Annotated in this window: 15 protein-coding genes; 8 read left to right on the forward strand and 7 right to left on the reverse strand. The window is 69.1% G+C overall.

Features of this window, described 5'->3' with window-relative positions; genetic code table 11:
- Positions 1 to 247: 247 nt before the first annotated feature.
- A complete protein-coding gene (locus OG598_RS32810; RefSeq protein ID WP_112601394.1) occupies positions 248 to 1,021 on the forward strand; it encodes a M23 family metallopeptidase in 774 nt (257 codons plus the stop codon).
- 52 nt (positions 1,022 to 1,073) lie between these two features.
- Here OG598_RS32810 and OG598_RS32815 read toward each other — a convergent pair whose 3' ends face one another.
- The 5 genes from OG598_RS32815 to OG598_RS32835 form a co-directional block, all read right to left on the reverse strand.
- A complete protein-coding gene (locus tag OG598_RS32815; RefSeq protein ID WP_328652403.1) occupies positions 1,074 to 1,568 on the reverse strand; it encodes a TspO/MBR family protein in 495 nt (164 codons plus the stop codon).
- A gap of 172 nt (positions 1,569 to 1,740) precedes the next feature.
- Complete coding sequence (locus OG598_RS32820) at positions 1,741 to 1,884, reverse strand: GPGG-motif small membrane protein (protein ID WP_007464364.1); 144 nt, start codon at positions 1,882 to 1,884, stop codon at positions 1,741 to 1,743.
- A complete protein-coding gene (locus OG598_RS32825) occupies positions 1,875 to 2,651 on the reverse strand; it encodes a metallophosphoesterase family protein (protein ID WP_091405690.1) in 777 nt (258 codons plus the stop codon). The genes OG598_RS32820 and OG598_RS32825 overlap by 10 nt, the downstream gene beginning before the upstream one ends.
- 10 nt (positions 2,652 to 2,661) lie before the next feature.
- Positions 2,662 to 2,937: a hypothetical protein gene (locus OG598_RS32830; RefSeq protein ID WP_328652404.1), complete on the reverse strand. Its 276-nt coding sequence runs from the start codon at positions 2,935 to 2,937 to the stop codon at positions 2,662 to 2,664.
- Positions 2,934 to 3,518, reverse strand: coding sequence for a nucleotidyltransferase (locus tag OG598_RS32835; protein WP_442931436.1), 585 nt, complete (start codon positions 3,516 to 3,518; stop codon positions 2,934 to 2,936). Before OG598_RS32835 ends, OG598_RS32830 begins: the two co-directional genes overlap by 4 nt.
- A gap of 182 nt (positions 3,519 to 3,700) precedes the next feature.
- Between OG598_RS32835 and OG598_RS32840 the strand changes: the two genes are divergently transcribed.
- The gene (locus tag OG598_RS32840; protein ID WP_328652405.1) at positions 3,701 to 4,369 is read left to right on the forward strand and encodes a dTMP kinase; all 669 of its coding nucleotides are present in this window, start codon (positions 3,701 to 3,703) and stop codon (positions 4,367 to 4,369) included.
- Here the strand turns inward: OG598_RS32840 and OG598_RS32845 are convergent.
- A complete protein-coding gene (locus tag OG598_RS32845; RefSeq protein ID WP_328652406.1) occupies positions 4,354 to 5,046 on the reverse strand; it encodes an SDR family NAD(P)-dependent oxidoreductase in 693 nt (230 codons plus the stop codon). The two genes, OG598_RS32840 and OG598_RS32845, sit on opposite strands and share 16 nt — an antisense overlap.
- A 46-nt stretch (positions 5,047 to 5,092) precedes the next feature.
- Here OG598_RS32845 and OG598_RS32850 point away from each other — a divergent pair, with 46 nt between their 5' ends.
- The 4 genes from OG598_RS32850 (at position 5,093) to OG598_RS32865 (ending at position 9,516) form a co-directional block, all read left to right on the forward strand.
- Entirely contained in the window at positions 5,093 to 6,220 is a 1,128-nt protein-coding gene (locus OG598_RS32850; protein ID WP_328652407.1) for an NAD-dependent epimerase/dehydratase family protein, read from the forward strand.
- Positions 6,221 to 6,296: 76 nt separating this feature from the next.
- Positions 6,297 to 7,211, forward strand: coding sequence for a MurR/RpiR family transcriptional regulator (locus tag OG598_RS32855; protein WP_030488123.1), 915 nt, complete (start codon positions 6,297 to 6,299; stop codon positions 7,209 to 7,211).
- Positions 7,208 to 8,149: an N-acetylmuramic acid 6-phosphate etherase gene (gene murQ, locus OG598_RS32860; RefSeq protein ID WP_328652408.1), complete on the forward strand. Its 942-nt coding sequence runs from the start codon at positions 7,208 to 7,210 to the stop codon at positions 8,147 to 8,149. Before OG598_RS32855 ends, murQ begins: the two co-directional genes overlap by 4 nt.
- A gap of 377 nt (positions 8,150 to 8,526) precedes the next feature.
- Positions 8,527 to 9,516 carry a sigma-70 family RNA polymerase sigma factor gene (locus OG598_RS32865; protein WP_091405669.1) on the forward strand — a complete coding sequence of 330 codons (990 nt, stop codon included), beginning with the start codon at positions 8,527 to 8,529 and terminating at the stop codon, positions 9,514 to 9,516.
- A 72-nt stretch (positions 9,517 to 9,588) separates the two neighbouring features.
- Here the strand turns inward: OG598_RS32865 and OG598_RS32870 are convergent, their stop codons facing one another.
- Positions 9,589 to 10,566: a C40 family peptidase gene (locus tag OG598_RS32870; RefSeq protein WP_328652409.1), complete on the reverse strand. Its 978-nt coding sequence runs from the start codon at positions 10,564 to 10,566 to the stop codon at positions 9,589 to 9,591.
- 501 nt (positions 10,567 to 11,067) lie between these two features.
- Here OG598_RS32870 and OG598_RS32875 point away from each other — a divergent pair.
- Positions 11,068 to 11,589, forward strand: coding sequence for a DUF6232 family protein (locus OG598_RS32875; protein WP_328652410.1), 522 nt, complete (start codon positions 11,068 to 11,070; stop codon positions 11,587 to 11,589).
- 265 nt (positions 11,590 to 11,854) lie between these two features.
- Positions 11,855 to 18,244, forward strand: coding sequence for a carboxypeptidase regulatory-like domain-containing protein (locus tag OG598_RS32880; protein ID WP_328652411.1), 6,390 nt, complete (start codon positions 11,855 to 11,857; stop codon positions 18,242 to 18,244).
- Positions 18,245 to 18,458: the final 214 nt, after the last annotated feature.

The raw sequence follows: 18,458 nt of genomic DNA on the forward strand, positions 1-18,458 counted from the left end.
TCCTCCTTCCTAGCCGGCGCGGTCGTGCTGGTGACCCGTCGCCGGTCCGATTGGGCGTGCACACATGTAAGCGCTTGCATCCGGCGCGGTCCACCCCCTGTCAGACACGAGCGAGTAACAATCCGGAAACCTGCGGGCTGCCTGGTGGGCGCGCTCCCGGGGCCAAGCTGGGGGCTCTTTCGAAGATTGACGATATCTGTCAGGCTGAGCGCACCGGATCGAAGGTTTTCGACATAGGAGGAGCTGTATGCGAAAGCGGTGGATCAGCCTGCTGGTGACGGGTCTCTTCGTCGGGGGAGCGCTGGTGCCGGCGACCCCGGCCCTGGCCGCGCCGACCTTCAAGGTGCCGTTCCCGTGCGGCCAGTCCTGGTCCGGGCAGACCCGGTCGGACCACAGCCCGGCGTACGCCGTCGACTTCAACCGCACCGACGACCTCGGTGACCCGGTGGTGGCCAGCGCCCCCGGCACCGTCGACCGGGTGACCGACCTCGGCGGCACCAGCTACGGCAAGTACGTCCGGATCAACCACGGCGGCGGTTACAGCACCTACTACGCGCACCTCAACGGCTTCAACGTCTCGGTCGGGCAAACGGTCGGGTACGGCAAGGTGCTCGGCTGGGTCGGCAGCACCGGCGGATCGACCGGCCCCCACCTGCACTACGAGCAGCGCCTCAACGGCGCCGACATCCAGGTCCGCTTCAACGGCACCCTCGCGCTGTACTGGGGCACCAAGAGCTACACCAGTAACAACGGGTGCGCCTCGGGCAGCGGCAACGGCACCGTCGACACCAGCGGCACGCCGCTGACCGTCCGCTCCGGCCCCGGCACCGGCTACGCCTCGGTGGGCACCGTCGCCGACGGCACCCGGGTGACCATCGCCTGCCAGACCAGCGGCACCACTGTCACCGGCACGTACGGCACCAGCTCGATCTGGGACCGGATCGGCTCCGGCCGCTACATCGCGGACGCCTACGTCTACACGGGCTCCGACGGGTACATCCCCGGCGTGCCCCGCTGCTGATCAGAGGCGACGTGGTCTCCGGCGGGCGGACGCCCGTCGGAGACCACGTCGGTCAGTTGTTCAGCTGCCAGATCGACAGGTTCAGCGCGGCGGCGAAGGTGACCCAGGCCCAGTACGGCAGCATCAGCGCCGCCGCCACCCGGGACACCCGGGCGAAAAGCACCACTGTGAGCCCGATCGCCAGCCACATCAGCACGATCTCGGCGAACGCCAGCCCGTACTGCCCCGCGCCGAAGAACAGCGGGGTCCAGATCGCGTTGAGCACCAGTTGGGCGGTCCACGCCCAGAGTGCGGGGGAGAAGCCGACCCGGCGCCACACCAGCCAGCCGGCCACCGCTATCAGCGCGTAGAGCAGCGACCAGACCGGGCCGAAGAGCCACGAGGGCGGGGCCCAGCCGGGCTGCCGCAGGTTCGCGTACTCCTCGGTGGTGCCCTGCACTCCCAGCCCGCCGATCGCGGCCGCGACGAAGACCGCCGCCGCGAAACCGGCGAGGGCCCACCATGCTCGCCGCCCGGAGGTCGTCGGCGCGTCCTGAGATATCTCCATGGTCGAGATATTTCCTCTCGGGGTCGGCTCAAACCGCCGAGCGGGAGGACGGTTCACGGGGCTGGCCACGCACGAAAAAGCGCCGGGATCGCCACGGCCGGTGCTTCTGTCGGGAGGACGAAGCTCCGGTCGCGGCGACCCCGGCGGGTCCCGGTGTTAAGGCGTATGAGCGCTAATTGAAAATGCTGACACCACCCGGGCCGACCAACAGCCCGACGACGATGAGGACGATGCCCCACAGGATCTGCCGGCGGAACAGCGCGAGGATGCCGGCGACCACGAGTACGACTGCGAGAATCCAGAGAATCAGCTCCATGACCTCTGACTACCCGACTGGCCGATCGGGGAAACCTGGTCGGTGTCGAGTTGATCGCCAACGTGAAAGACGCTGTACGCCTGCTTGATCACCGGGTGCGCGACGTTGCGGACGCGTACCCCGCCGGGGGTCGTGCCGCGCTCGGTGCCGGCGTGCGCGTGCCCGTGCACGGCCAGCGCCGTGGGCGCCGAGTCGATCGCCTGCCCCAACTGGTACGACCCCAGGAAGGGGTAGATCTCCAACGGCTCGCCGGCCAGCGTGTCCGGCACCGGCGAGTAGTGGGTGAGCGCGACCAGCATGTCGCAGTCCAGTGAGCGCAGCGCCGCACCGAGACGGTCCGCGCTGTCGGTGGTGGTCCGTACGAAGGCCTTCATCTCCGGCTCTCCGAAGTCACTGGCGCACCGCCCGGCGAATCCGCCGCCGAAGCCCTTGACGCCGGCGATGCCGAGCCGGCCACCCGCGCAGTCCAGCACGACGCCGTTTCCCTCCAGCACTGTGATGCCCGCGTCCTCCAGCACCTTGACCACCTGTGGCACCTGGTCACACTGGTGGTCGTGGTTGCCCAGCACTGTCACCACCGGTACGGCCAACCCACCGAACTCCTCTGCCACGCAGCGCGCCTCGGCCTCGGTGCCGTGCCGGGTCAGGTCCCCGGCCAGCAGCAGCACATCGGCGCACTCCGGCAGCTCCTCCAGCGCCGGTCGGAACCGGCCGACCACGTCCTCGTCCAGATGCACGTCGCCCACAGCGGCAATCCGGATCACCATGGAACCTCCCTCAGGGCAGTTGCTCGATCTCCGTGGGCGCTTGGGCGCGGATCACCCCGATGTCGCTGGTGACCGGCACGTCCGGAAAGCGCTCGGACACCCGACGCAGGATCTCCTCCCGCCGGTGCGGACTCTCCACCTCGCCGTAGAGCACGAGGGCGCCTTCCCGTCGAACGACTGTGATCCCCTGTTCGGCGACGGCGGGGTCCTCGACGAGCAACCGTTGGATCTCCGCCTCGACGTACTCGTCCGGTGGCCCGGCGTCGATGTCGCGATGGTGGGTCACGATGTCCCCTCTCCTGGCTGGGTGCCGGCGGCCGGCACCACCTCCAGCCGGTCCAGCAGCACCAGGAACGCCTCGGCGTACGGCGAGTGCTGCGTCTCCTTGCGTACCCGTTCCCAGTCGATCTGCTCCCGCAGCGAGCGGGCCAGCGGCAGACCCCGCGCGAAGTCGCAGTAGTGCTGGGAGAAGCTGAGCAGTTTGTGCACCATCAGCTGGGTCGCGGACAGCACCGGCATGCGAATCGCGTCCACCGGTCGGATGACAGTGTCGGCGAACGTCTCCTCGGTGACCGGCGTCTCGATCGGCCGGTGGATCAGGTCCACCATCCGGCCGTCGTCGAAGACCTTCACCAGCCAGTCCTCCGGTGGACGCTCGGCGACGAAGCCGGCGGCCACCAGGGCTTCCAGTGCCTCTTCCACGTCGGCCTCCCGGATCAGGAAGTCGACGTCGTGATCGCTGGAGTGGCCCCCGTGGGCGTAGACCGCGAAGCTGCCGCCCAGGGCGAACGGAATCTCGGACTGCTTGAGCACGGCGGCGACCTTCTTGAGGGTGTGCACAAGACTCTCGTCTCCGCGCTCAGCCATCTGGTTCCTCCGTCGTCGTGTTGGTGGACCGGCGGTTGGATTTCAAACTCCGGTACCCGGCATTCCGGTCGTCCACACCTGCTGGTGTCTCGGTCGGGCGTCAACAGGGATGAAGCACCACAAACCTCGCGGACCAGGTGCGTGGGTCGGATAACCTGTGGAGAGTGGCCAGATCATCGGGGATGCGACGACGCAAGGCCCGATTGCGCACCGTCGCCCTGATCGGGATCGACGGTTCGGGCAAGACCACTCAGGCACACCGGCTGGCCGACGCGCTGACCGCCGCCGGACGCCCCGCCACCTACCGCCGCAACGCCAGTGGCCGCCGCTGGCTCGGTCGGCTCGCCCAACGCCTCGGCCGGCCGGACGCGCAACGGCTCGTCGGTCGCGACGGCGTGCTGGCCGTGGAGTCGGTCCTGCGCTGGCTGGCCATCGCCATCGCCCTGCTCAGCTGTCTGCTCACCGGCCGGACGGCGGTGATGGACCGCTACTCGGCCTGCCAGTACGCGAGCATCCGGGCGCACGGCGGGCAGCGCTGGGAGCGGCTCGCCCGGGCCGGCTACCGGCTGTTCCCGACGCCGCAGGTGACCTTCCTGCTCGCCGTCGACCCGGCGGAGGCGTACCGACGCATCGAGGAACGCGGCACCGACCACGAGACGATGGGGTGGCTGACCGCCGCCGACACCGCCTACCGGGCACTGCCCGAGTACCCCAGCTTCGTGCTGGTGGACGCGGGCCGCCCGGCCGAGGAGGTGACCGAGCAGATTCAGGCGCACCTGGAGACCTGGCTGCCGCCGTCCGCATCGGGCGGAGAGGGCGTCGGCCCGGTGGTGGCTCAGGCCCGCCCGTAGACCGGCACCGTGGCGCCACTGGTCGGGGCGGAATCGGCCGACGCGAGGAACCGGATCACCGGCGCGATCTCGGCCGGGGTGACCCAGCGGGAATGGTCGGCGTCTGGCTGGGCGGCCCGGTTCGCCGGGGTGTCGATGACGCTGGGCAGCACCGTGTTGCAGCGCACGTTCTGCGACCGGTACTCCACAGCTACCGCGTTGGCGAAGGCCAGCACCGCCGCCTTGGCCGTCGAGTAGCCGGCCGCGCCGCGGAACGGGGTGACCGCCGCGCGGGCCGAGACGCAGACCACAGCGCCGCCGCCGGACGCCACCAGGTGCGGGAGCGCGGCCTGGGTGACCAGGTAGGTCGGCCGCAGGTTGACGGTGAGCATCCGCTCGAACTCCTCGACCGGGGTCTCGTGCACCAACCCGCCGCTGGCGTACCCCCCGACGAGGTTGACCACCGCGCGCAGCGGCGCCGCCGGTTCGCCGGCCGCGACCTCGACCGCCTGCGCCGCGCCCGCCGGCTCGCCCAGGTCCGCGACCACCCGGACCAGTCCGGCCGCCGCCGGCTGCGACCCGGGCCGGGCTTTCCGCTCCGGTACGACCACCCGCCAGCCCGCCTCGACGAACGCGGTGACGACCGCCCCGCCGAGCCCGCCGGAACCCCCGGTCACCAACACGCTGCGCTCTCCCATGCGTCCCACGCTAGTGCCCCCGCCCCGCCGGGCCCCTCCGTCGATCATGAAGTTGTTGCCGCGACACGCCGAGGTGGGTGGCAACAACTTCATGATCACGGTCTGCCGTGGGCAGAGCGGCTGGCCGAATCGACTCGCGGCGGCGCAGGATCGGCGGATGCGGATCCTCATTCTGGGTGGCACTCGATTCCTCGGCCGGGAGACGGCACGGCTCGCCGTCGAACAGGGTCACGAGGTGACCTGCGCGGCCCGGGGCGTGTCCGGCGCGGTGCCGGCCGGGGCGCGGTTCGTGGCGGCCGACCGCGATGATCCCGAGTCGCTCGTCCCGCTCGCCGCCGAGGGCTTCGACGCCGTGGTCGACGTGACCCGCCAGATCAGCCACGCCCGGCACGCGCTCGCCGCGCTCGCCGACCACGTCGGCCACTGGTCGTTCGTGTCGACGATCTCGGTGTACGCGGACCACACCACCCCGGGCCAGACCGCTGCGGACGCGCCGATCCTGGCGCCGGCCCCGCCGGACGTGGACGGTCCGGTCGGCCCGGACCACCGCTGGTACGGCGAGTGCAAGGTGAGCATCGAGGAGCTGGTCCGGGAGCGGGTCGGCGTGGACCGTTCGTTCATCTGCCGGGCCGGGCTGATCGTCGGCGCGGAGGATCCGAGCGACCGTTTCCCGTACTGGGTGCGGCGGCTGTCGGCAGGTGGCGAGGTGCTGGCCCCCGGTCGCCCGATCGACCGGGTGCAGTTCGTGGACGTCGCCGATCTGGCACGTTGGCTGCTGCACGCCGCCGGCACCCGCCTCGACGGCACGTACGACGGCACCGGTCCGGCGATGTCCCGGGTCGACCTGTTGGCCGGTGTGGCCGCCGGTCTGGGCGTCGCCGATCCGGCCCTCACCTGGGTCGACCAGGAGTTCCTCCTGGCCCACGACGTACGCGAGTGGTCGGGGGAGCGGGCGCTGCCGCTCTGGGTGCGGCTGCCGGAGACCGCCGGCCTGATGGACCGGGACGCCCGACCGGCCCTGGAGGCCGGTCTGACGGTCCGTCCGCTGGCCGATACCGTTCGGGCGACCGCGTCCTGGATGGCCGCACACCCCGCGGCCGTCCGGCAGGGTGGACTCGACCCGGCGGATGAGGCGGCGATCCTGGGAAAGTGGCAGGCTGTGCGGGACCGGTGATCCCGGCGCTCGAAGTTTCCCCCCACCTCGGACAGTCATAGTTGACGCTCACGCCTGCTGAAAGTAAGTTTCATCCGTGGCGAAGAGTCCGAAGATTTCTGCGAGTCACGAGCCCGGTGGGCTGATCGTCCACATCAGCGGGCTGTTGCCATCGCTGTCGCCCGCCGAGCAGCGGGTCGCCCGGCTGGTCGTGTCCGACCCGGCGGCCGCCGCCCGGCGGACAATCACCGACCTCGCCACCGCAGCCGAGACATCCGAGGCGACAGTCATCCGGTTCTGCCGTTCGGTGGGCATGGACGGTTACCCCCAACTGCGCATCCGCCTCGCCGCCGAGGCCGCCCGCCGGATCGAGCCACCCGACGCCCGAGTGGTCGGCGGTGACATCCCGCCCGGTGCCGACCTCGCCCAGATCATCGCCACCATCGCGTTCAACGACGCCCGCGCCGTCGAGGAAACCGCCGAGCAACTCGACCCCGCCGTCTGCGAGCAGGTGGTCGAGGCGATCAGCGGCGCCGGTCGGATCGACATCTACGGCGCCGGCGCCAGCGGGTTCGTCGCCTCGGACTTCCAGCAGAAGCTGCACCGCATCGGCCGGATCGCCTTCTACTTCCCGGACGTGCACACCGCGCTGACCTCGGCCGCCCTCCTGGGCCGGGGAGACGTGGCGATCGGCATCTCGCACACCGGCACCACCTCCGACGTGATCGAGGTGCTGGAGCAGGCCCGTACCCGCGGTGCCGCGACAGTGGCGCTGACCAACTTCCCGCGCTCGCCGATCACCGACGTGGCGGACTTCGTGTTGACCACGGCGGCCCGGGAGACCACCTACCGCTCCGGCGCGACGGCCAGCCGGCTGGCCCAACTCACAGTGGTCGACTGCCTCTTCGTCGGGGTGGCCGCCCGCAACCGGGCCCGGGCCCGCAAGGCCCTGGAGGCGACCGCCGAGGCGGTCCAGTCGCACCGGGTGGGTGCCAACCGGAGGCGGGCATGACGGCCGGTGCGGAGATGCCCGCACGGCCCGCTCGCCCCACGGTCCGGGTGGGTGCGCCCACCGAACGGCGTAACCCGCTCAGCGTCGACCTCGACCTGATGTCGACCCGGGACGTGCTCACCGTGATCAACGAGGCGGACCGGCGAGTGCCCGCGGCGGTCGCCGCGGTGCTCGACGAGATCGCCACCACCGTCGACCTGGCGGTCGCGGCGCTACGCGGCGGTCACCGGGTGCACTACTTCGGGGCCGGCACCTCCGGCCGACTGGGCGTGCTCGACGCGGCCGAACTGGCCCCCACCTTCAACTCGCCCCGACACTGGTTCTGCGCGCACCTCGCGGGAGGCCCGGACGCCATGTGGCGGGCCGTTGAGGACGCCGAGGACGACGACCGGGGCGGCGCTGTCGAATCGGCCAGTTGTGTACGGGCCGGGGACCTGGTGGTTGGTCTGGCGGCCAGCGGACGCACCCCGTACGTCCTCGGGGCGCTTGCCGCGGCCCACGCCAAGGGCGCCTCGACGGTGCTGCTCTGCGCCAATCCGGAGGCGGAGGCCGCCCGGTCGGTCGACGTGTTCATCGGGGTGGACACCGGACCCGAGGTGGTCACCGGGTCGACCCGGATGAAGGCGGGCACAGCGCAGAAACTGGTGCTCAACACGTTCTCGACCGCCGTCATGGTGCGCCTGGGGCGGGTCTACTCGAACCTCATGATCGACATGGTCGCCACCAACGCGAAACTCCGCGGACGAATGATCTCGATTCTGGTCGAGGCCACCGGTTGCTCGGAGGAGCTCTCCCGGCAGGCCCTCACCGAGGCCGACGGGGACCTGAAGACCGCGCTCGTCGCCCTCGTCTCGGGCGCCGAGATCGACGCCGCCCGGGCCGCGCTGGCCCGCTCGGCCGACCAGGTGCGCGGCGCCCTCGCCCTGCTCGCCTCATAGCGTCGCCCGCACCGGGAAGCGAACCGACCCTCGGATTGTTCATCTGGCCGGGGGGTAATAACACCCCCGTGAATGAACCGACCGGCTCACCGGTGCGTATCTGGCAGTGACCAGGATCGCATCGCGGTGGTGACCCGGGTCGCTGTGCCCCCACGGCGGGCGGTGTTGCCATGGTGCGGTAACCCGTACGTGGTGCCCAGTGGCGAGCCACCCGATGGGGTGCTGACAGCAAACATGGACCGTGCTCTCAGCTACTACTCAGGCATTCGTGACACTTTCGACTCACGACGAGGAATCCCCGACACGTCTCATCTGTTGTGTAGGTGTCAGCACCGATGGGCACAGCAGAAGTTACCAGGGGCTGACAGGTGTGGGGAATGGCAAGGAACCGGGCAACCGGCGCGAGCGAGGGGACCGTGGGCAACGTGGACAAGAACATCGGCATGCGAACCGACGAGGTTGCCGAGGAGCGCGACCTGGTCGGCGTCTACCTGCACGAGATCTCCCGGACGCCACTGCTGGACGCCGCCAAGGAGGTCGATCTCTCCAAGGCGATCGAGGCCGGCCTCTACGCCGAGCACCTGCTCGGTGAGGAAGCCGTTCCCGCCGGTGTCGACCGGGCCGACCTGGAGTGGCTGGTCGTCGAGGGGGAGCGGGCGAAGGACCTCTTCATCCGCGCCAACCTCCGACTGGTCGTGTCGATCGCCCGGCGCTACGTGCGCTCGGGGATGCCCATGCTGGACCTGATCCAGGAGGGCAACACCGGCCTCGTCCGGGCGGTCGAGAAGTTCGACTACGAGCGCGGCTACAAGTTCTCCACCTACGCCACCTGGTGGATTCGGCAGGCGATCAGCCGGGCGATCGCCCAGCAGGAGCGCACCGTCCGTCTACCGGTGCACCTGGTGGAGGACGTCAACAGGATGCGCAACGTGGCCCGGCAGCTGACCCGTGAGTTGGGCAGCGACCCGGAGCCGGAGCAGATCGCCAACGCCCTCGGCGTCACCGTCGAGCGGGTGAACGAGCTGCGCCGCTGGTCGCAGGACACCGTTTCGCTGGACACCCCGGTGGGCGACGACGGCGACACGAACCTCGGTGACCTGGTCGCCGACAGTGACGCGCCGTCGCCGGAGGACATCGTCCTCAGCGGCCTGGAGCGGCAACGCATCGAGGGTCTGCTCAACCACCTCGACGACCGGTCCGCCGGCATCATGCGGGCCCGCTACGGGCTGGAGGACGGCCGGGAGCACTCGCTCACCGAGGTAGCGTCCCGCTTCTCGCTGTCCCGCGAGCGGATCCGGCAGCTGGAGATCCAGGCCCTCGGCCGGCTCCGCGAGCTGGCTCGGGCGGAGGGGCTGCAAGCAGCCTGACCTGCTAGTAATGACGGCGAACGGCCGGCGTCCGATAGGGGGACGCCGGCCGTTCGCCGTTTCGGGTCGTGGTTAGCGCACCCGACCGTAACCCTGGATGGACATCATGTTCATGCCACGCTTGAGCACGTTGCGACCGGCGCTGGGCGCGTCGATCACCTGACCGTCGCCCACGTAGAGGGCGACGTGCCCGAGCCCGCTGTAGAAGACCAGGTCACCTGGGCGTAGTTCGCCGCGCCCGATGTGGGCGACAGCGCTCCACTGCATCCGGGTGTTGTGCGGCAGGGACTTCCCGGCCGCCCGCCAGGCCGCCGAGGTCAGGCCGGAACAGTCGTAGCCGTTCGGGCCGTCGGCCGCCCAGACGTACGGCTTGCCGATCGCGCCGAACGCGTAACGCACAGCCGTTCCGGCAGCGCCGGACACAGCGGGCACGTTCTTGGCCTCGGTCGTCGCCGCCTTGGGCTCGGGTCGCTCGGTGGCAGCCCCGTACGCCTGCCGGCGCAGCTCGTACAGCTTGGCCAGGTCCTGCTCGATCTGCTTCTTACCCGCGGCGAGCTGACGAGCCTGTGCGGCCTGCCGGGTCAAGGTCGCGCCCAGCCGGGCCTTCTCGTCGAGCAGCCGCTGCTGGTCGGCCGTGAAGCCGGAGATGCGCTCCTGCCGCTGGCGGGTCAACTGCTCGATCGCGCCGAGCCGGTCCAGCAGCGCGGCCGAGCCGCCCGGGCGCAGCAGTGCGTCCGCCGTGCGCAGGCCGCCACTCTTGTACGCGGTGGAGGCGAGCTCCGCCACGTCGGCCCGGCTCTGCTCGACCTGCTGTTCGAGCGGGCCGATGCGGGTCTGTAATCGGGCCACGGCGGCCTCGTTTGTCTTGATCTCCTCACGCAACTTGTTGTACGACTCGACGACCCGCTCCAACTCGGCCGAGGACGTCTCGATCCGGCGGGTCAGGTCGGCGGGGGACGGCTCGGCCTGGGCCACCGCCGTCGGGGCGATCAGCGCGGCCGAGATGCCGACCAGCGCCACGGTGCGCAGCAGATTTCTCAGGGATGACAAGAGCGGAAGGCCCCTCTCCCACGGCCGCCGGGGCTGCTGACGCCCTCGACGACACCGGCCGGGGCCATCCGGGCGGACGGCACTGGGCCGGACCGGCTCGCCCAACCTAACCCGGGACGGATGTCGCTCGCAGTTGAAGCAGGGGCGAAAGTTGGGAGAGTTGCGGGTTGGGCCCGTGGGTTGGGTGACGCCATCGTGGCTGATGACACCTGCGAACGAGGGAACATCGCCCTTTTCGCGGCCTACTGATGGATATACGACTTTCGTCGTTCCGGGCGTATGCCGCCGGATTCCTGGCTGCCATAACCGATAAAAGCTGAAATGGATGCTGTTTCTCGGCGATGTCACCCGGTCGTGGCGAGCTGTCGGGACCCGGTAAATGCCCAGGTCGACTGGCGGCGCCCCAACACAATGAAGTCCGGAGCCGGGAATCCCGTCGACAGGCAGCGATGACTGTCGCCAACGGGTCCACTCGGCCAACCGTCCCCTTCGGGAGGAACCGTGAATCGTGAAGGCGCAAAGACGCGACCGCCGCGAACGGTGCCGGGCGCCCGGTCGACCCTGCTCTACGCGCGGCCCGGCATCATCGTGACCGTCGACCGGTTCACTGTCGGTCGGAACAGCTACCGGATCGTCGACCTGACCCATCTGCGTACCACCCGGGGTCCGCACGACCGGATCGCCGTCCGGGCCGTGGCCATCACCGCCAGCATGCTCGGCGGTGTGGGGGTGCTCCTCGGCTTCACCGGCGGTCTGCACCGCCTCACCGCCGGGGCGTACCTGATCCTCGGCGCGGTGTTCCTGCTCCCGGCCGCTCTCGCCCTGGTCGGCGACCGCTGGCGCCCACCGCCGCACGAGCTGTGGGGGTGGTACCAAGGTTCGGAGGTGCTGCTCTTCAGCGCCGACGACGAACGGCAGTTCGGCCAGGTCACCCGGTCGCTGCTGCGGGCCCGGGAGGTCAACCGCTACGGCAGTTGGGTCGACCCGCTCGCCGAAGCGGACCCGTGGCGGCCCAACCGCTGACTCGGCGCGACCGGCCCAGGGGGCCCCTGGCGGGCCGACCAGTCTGTGCAGTGCAGACCCTTACGCCCCAGCCGGCCGTAATTCGGCCGTTGACGCACCAGGCGTGAACTCACTGATCTTGAATATTGATAACTGAGTATCGGCTCAGTATGTTGAGCGCGCCGCGGAGGCGGATCGATCAACACGGGGGCTGTTAATGGTCGTTCATGGTGGGCGTCGCACGCCCTTTTGGGGCATTCGTCATCGCAGTTCGGCGCTATTGGTCATGGCATTGCTGCCGGCCTCGGTGCTCGTCTCACCTGCCGCTCCGGCCCAATCAGCCGCGCCCACGCCCGCCGCTGCCTGCGTCGACGTCCAACCGAACGCCAAGAGCGCCCGTGCGATGCTCGCCACCTGCGGCCGGCAGGTGGAGATTCTGTCTGAGCGCACCGAGTACGCCCAGACGTTCCTCAACCCCGACGGATCGCTCACGCTGGAGCAGGGCGTCGAGCCGGTGCGGGTACGCAAGGGTGACTCCTGGGTGCCAGTGGACACCGTCCTCAAGGCGACCTCGGAGGGACTCGCCCCCAGGGCGTCGGTGCTCCCGATGGTCTTCTCCCCAGGAGGCGAGAGCGCGCCGCTGGCTCGGCTCCGCGACGGTGCCCGCGAGTTGACGATGTCCTGGCCCGGGCGGTTGCCCGCGCCGGTGCTTGACGGGTCCACCGCCATCTACCGGAATGTGCTGCCCGAGGTCGACCTGCGGGTGACGGCCGGCGCCCTCGGCTTCTCCGAGGTGTTGGTGGTGCACACCCGGAAGGCAGCGGCCAACCCGAAGCTCAGATCCCTGCGCTTCGGTCTGGCGGGCAAAGGGGTGACGGTCAGTCCGGCGCCCGGCGGTGGTCTGGCGGCCCGCGACGCCGGCGGCCAGAACGTCTTCAGTGCGCCCGCCCCGCTGATGTGGGACGCCACGGTCGCCGGCGCGGAGCCGGACCTCGCTGGCCAAGGTGCCCGATCGACCGACGCGCCCGCCGGCACTGCCGGGGTGGCCCGGCGCGCGGTGATGCCGGTGAAGGTCAGCCGCGACTCCCTGACCATCGTGCCGGATCGGGCGATGCTGGACGATCCGCGGACCAAGCTGCCCATCTACATCGACCCGTCGTGGACCGGGGGGATAGCCAGCAACGCCTGGACATCGGTGTGGAGCAAGCACAAGACAAGCTCGTTCTGGCAGAACTCCACCGCCCTCCAGCGGGCGTCCACCTACGGCGCTGCCGGGGCAGGTCGTACCGAGGACTGTGACGGATGCGCAGACCACATCATCCGATCCCTGTTTCGGATGAACACCAGCGCGGTCAAAGGCAAGATCATCAGCAAGGCGGAGTTCCGGATCGAGCAACTCCACTCCTGGACCTGCAACCCAAAGTCCAACGCGAAGCTCTGGCTCACCGGGAGCATCTCATCCTCCACGACCTGGAACAACCAGCCGATTTGGGACAGTAACTACACCGCTCAGACGGCGGCGAACCGCAAGATTGGTGCGGCACACGGCTGTCTGGGGACCGGGACGATCGAGTTCGACGTCACCCGAATGGTCGACCGGGCTGCGAAGAGCGGCTTGGCCGACCTGACGGTGGGGCTCCGGGCGGTCGACGAGGGCACCAAGAACCAGTGGAAGCGGTTCAAGCACTCGACGCCGAAGCTGTCCATCACCTACAACACCAAACCCAGCCCACCGTCAGGACACCAGTCGGACGGTAAGCCCTGCGCCGTCGGCAACTCCCGACCGTACGTGTTGAACACCACCCCGTACCTGTCGGTCAGGCAGTCCGACCCGGACAGCTCGCAGCAGTCCCTGACGACGTGGTTCTACTGGTGGCCGCTCGGCGGCTCGCGCAACGAGACCAACAAGGTCTCCCAGGCGTCGGGCAACCCGTCGGCGGTGTCGAAGCAGATTCCGGCCGGCAGGTTGGTGGATGGCACCACCTATGTGTGGCAGGCGCGTACCTGGGACGGCTCGGTCTACGGCGACTGGTCTGGCACGTGCGAGTTCACAGTGGACGCCACACCGCCGAAGGAACCCGGCGGCCTCACCTCGACCACCTACAGCAGCGACGGTACGCCGCGCGGTGGGGTCGGCGTAGCGGGTGTGTTCACCGTGGCGCCGCCGACGCAGCGTCCGTACGAGGTGAAGGAATACGCCTGGACCCTTGACTCGGGCGTGCTCACCGCGGCGCCGAACGTGCCGGCCCGGTCGGACTTCAGTGCCTCGATCAGCGTCATGCCGTTGCACGACGGGGTGAACACCCTGCGCGTCTGGTCCCGGGACCACTCCGGTCGGTACTCGCTCATACCGGCGACCTACACGTTCTCCGTACGGGCCGGATCTGGTCCGGCGGCCCGTTGGACATTCGACGAGACCGGAAACACGGCCGCCGACGCTACCGGGCACGGCAACACACTCACCCTGGCTCCAACGGGAACCCGGACGCCGGGTCGAGCCGGTGTCGGCACCGCGCTCAGTCTCAACGGCAGCACGACGGGTGCGCTCACGGGAACGGTGGTGACCCCGAACCCGGACACGGGCGCGGCCATCCCGGTGCGTACCGACGGAAGTTTCACGGTGGCGGCCTGGGTTCGGCTGCCGACCGTGCCGACCGCCGGCTACCAGGCCGTGCTCAGTGCCAACGGCACTCAGACGCACGCCTACAGTCTGGGCTACTCCGGCGCGAGCCAGCGGTGGCGATTCACCATGTCGGCCTCGGACACCATCGACACCGCGCTGCATCATGTCCTGTCCAACTCGGCGGCCACCGCGGGGAAGTGGACTCACGTCGCGGCGACCTACGACGGTGCCACGAAGAAGATGACTCTCTATGTCGACGGGGTGGCTCAGACCGCGACGACGACGCTGGTCGGCGGCTTCCACGCCACCGGCTCGATAACCGTCGGCAAGCGCAGGTGGAACGGCGCCGACGACGGCCTCTTCACCGGCGCCGTCGATGACATCCGGGTCTACAACCTCGTCGAGACCCCGACCAAGCTTGCCGAGTTGGCCGTGCCCTTGCAGCCGGTGGTGTCATTCCCCAACGGCACCGAGGTGACGGCCGGAGGGCAGCTCCAGGTCACGTTCAACGCTGGTGGCGACACCAACGTCACGAAGTTCCGGTACAGCGTGGGCGACACCGCGTTGGGCAGCACGGTGAATGCGACAGTCGCCGGGGGGACCGCCACGGTCAACGTCAGCGTCGGTGCCGTCACGGGTGAGCGCCTGATCTACGTGGCAGCCCAGGACGACGGTGGCCGACTCGGAGGAACATCCCAGGCGTCGTTCACCGTCAAGGTCACGGCGTTCGTCTACGGCACCGTCTACGACGACAACTGGCTGCCGCTGGCCGGCGCCACGGTGCGGCTGGAACCAGGTGGGGTGCAGACGACCAGTGGCCCCGAAGGTGGGTTCAGCCTCGCCGGCTTCCCGCCCGGGGTCTACACCCTCGTCGGCTCGTTCGGCGGCCGTTGCGGGCTGACCGGCACCAGCGGTCCGTGGGAGATCGACGGCCAGGGGCTCGGTGTCGATCTCCTGATGCAGAAGTATCGGGACGACGAGGGGCACACCTGCGGCACGTCGGCGAAACCGTTCATCGCCGCCGACACCGTGTTGACGTTGACCGGCGACGATGCGGTCGGTGAAGTGGCACTGCCCTTTGTGTTCCCGTTCTATCGCCACGCGTACCGAAGCGCCTGGGTGGACACCAACGGTCTCGTCTCCTTCACCGACCCGGGTGGATCCCACCCGTACACCGGGGGCGCTCTGCCTGCCATGGCCGATCCCAACGGGTTGCTTGCTCCGTTCTGGGACGACCTGGTTGTCGATGCCTCGGCGAGCGTACGCACGGGGACGGTGGGGACTGGTGCCGGCGAACAGTTCGTCATCGAATGGCGAAACGTGCATCGGAAGTCGTCGACCGCGCAGCGGATCTCCTTCCAGGTCCTGTTGGCCGCCGACGGGACCGTCACCACCAACTACGACCAGCTCGACAACGACGCTGAACGTGGGGCCAACGCGGTGGTGGGGATGGAAGCACCCGCTGGCGACGACGGCCTGGTGTATTCAGCCGCGACTCCGGCACTGGCCACCGGTCAGGCGATCACCTTCGCCGTTCCGTCAACGGCTGAGCCGTTGGCCAAGCATGAGCTTTCCGGCACCCTTGTCGACCCGTCGGGCAACCCGGTGATCGGCGCGACTGTCACCCTGGATCCGACCGGTCTGGCCACCACGACCGGTGCGGACGGGGCATGGCGCTTCAGGAGCGTGGTGGCCGACAGTTACACCATCACGGCGGCGCAACACAATCGGTGTGGCCCGTCGGTGGAGAGTCAGGTCGACCTGACCGAGGACACGGTACGAGCGCTGCAACTCACCGTCGACTACGGCAGTCTCGGCTACGCCTGCGCCGTCGGTGCGTCCGGCCATGTCACCGCTGACACGCCGCTGGCTTTGACCAACGGCACATCGCAGGTGACCCTGCCGTTCCCGTTCACTCTGCACGGAAAGACCTACACCACGGGCTGGGTGGACGAGAACGGGCTGATCAGTTTCGACGCAGCTCCGATCACGATCATCAACCCCAACATGCCGAGGGCCGACGCGCCGAACGCGATAATCGCCCCGTTCTGGGACGACCAGCTCGGCATGGGACCCAGCAGCGCGATCCGCACCAAGACCATCGGTACCGCACCAAACCGGACCTATGTCGTCGAGTGGTCCAGCATGGTGCTGCAGACGTTCACCGCGACCTACAGCGTCAGCTTCGAGGCGATGCTGCACGAAGACGGTCGGATCTCCTTCCACTACGGCACTCTCACCAACCTCGTTCAGAAGGGCTCCAGCGCCACCATCGGCATCGAGAGTGCCTCCGGCGCCGTCGCGGAGCTCTACTCCTTCATGGAGCCGGCGGCCGTCAGCAACGGGTCCATCACCTTCACTCCGGCGCCGCCGGGCTCGATCAGCGGCACCCTGACGACCGCCGGAACGGGTGAGCCGATTGCCGGCGCCACCGTCACCCTCGACCCGGGAGGACGCACGACTGTCACCGCGGCGGATGGCGGCTACCAGTTCGCCAACGTGCCCATCGGAGAGCAGGTGGTGGCCGCGGTCGGCGCCGACAACCGGTGCGTCGGGCAGTACGCCCGCCAGTTCGTCAACCATCCCGGCGGTGGCGTCCAGGACCTCGACCTTTCGGTGATGTCCAACGGCGACGAGTTCGGCTACTCCTGTGAAGCCGGACCGGTCACCTTCATCCCCGGTGACGTGGTGGAGACGTGGCGCGGCGACGACAAGGTCTGGCAGAAGACCGCGCCATTCCCGATCAAGCTCTATGGGGAGACCCACACCTCCGCCTGGATCAGCTCCAACGGCTTGATCAGCTTCAGCAGCCTCGAAGGCATCGACACCGACACGCCAATGCCAACCCCTCTGCCGTACGACGAGCTGGGCGGGACGATCGACAACGCCGTGTACGCGTTCTTCGACGACTGGGGGGTCGACGCCTCAAGCGCGATCGCCACGAAGCTCAGTGGCGCGGCGCCAAACCGGCAATGGGTGGTCGAATGGCGGAACGTGTACCGCTCCGGAAACAAGGCGTATCGCGCGTCGTTCGAGGTCATCTTCAACGAGAACGGCGACATTTCACTGGCCTACGCCGACATCGACCCTGCTGACGCCCGGGAACGTGGAGGTCAGGCGACCATCGGCATCGAGAACGCCGCCGGCAACGTGGCCTTCCAGTACCTGCACCGGGAGGCGCGGCTGACCAGCGGCCAGGGCGTCACCTTCCGGCCCAGCCCACCAGGACTGGGTACGGTGACCGGCACGGTCAGTTGCCAGGGAGCACCGGTGGCTGACGTGACCGTGGCGGTCGGCGGGAAGACCGCCGTCACCTCAGCCACGGGCAGTTACCAGGTCACGAGCGTTCCCAGTGGCTCGTATGCGGTGATCGCCACCAGCCCCACCGGCACCTGCCGCGGCTCCTCGGTGCAGCACGCCACCGTCGGTGCTGGTACCAGTCGGGTCGTCAACTTCGCAGTGGGGGCAACTCCGGCCGGTGCCGGCTACACCATCGCCGAACAACCGATCACGTACACCCCCGCCGACGGCACGGTCCTGTCCCTCACCGGTGACGACCGGGACACACGAGTCGACCTGCCGTTCCCCGTCACGCTGTACGGGCAGTCGGTCAGCTCGGCCTGGGTGGACACCAACGGGCTGGTCAGCTTCGCCAACCCGGAGGCGCCGTCCCCGTACCCCTATCCGATCCCGTCGGCGGGCAGCCCGCCCAACGGCATCTACCCGTTCTGGCACGACTGGGTGGTCGACTCCTCGGCCAGCGTGCGGACCGCGCTCCGAGGTGCGGCACCGAGCCGGCAGTTCGTCATCGAGTGGCGCAACGTGTCCTCCTACGAGGACCCCAACATTCGGGTCACCTTCCAGCTGATCTTCGACGAGGCGGGCGGATACAGCTTCGTCTACGCCGATCTCGACGGGACGTTCGTGGAGCGCGGTGGTGCGGCGACCATCGGCCTCGAGGGTGCCGACGGCACAGCAGCCCTTCAGTACACACACCGGCAACCGGTACTCCGTGCCGGCCTTGGCCTACGGATCAATCCACCAACTTCCTGACCACAGCCGGTTCTGCCCACTGCCGTCGCTCCTCGGACCCCTCTCGGAGGTAACCCGGTGCAGTCGAGCCTGTCCACTTACCTGTTCGTGTCGTCGTCCAAACCCAGCCGAACCAGGACGCTCGTGGTGATGCTTCTGGTGGTGACGTTAACTGCCACGACGTTGTTCGTACCGCCAGCCCGAGCATCGGCACCGGAACCCTTCACCGCACCGA

This window comes from Micromonospora sp. NBC_00330, from assembly GCF_036136635.1.
In the GTDB taxonomy this organism is placed as follows: domain Bacteria; phylum Actinomycetota; class Actinomycetes; order Mycobacteriales; family Micromonosporaceae; genus Micromonospora; species Micromonospora salmantinae.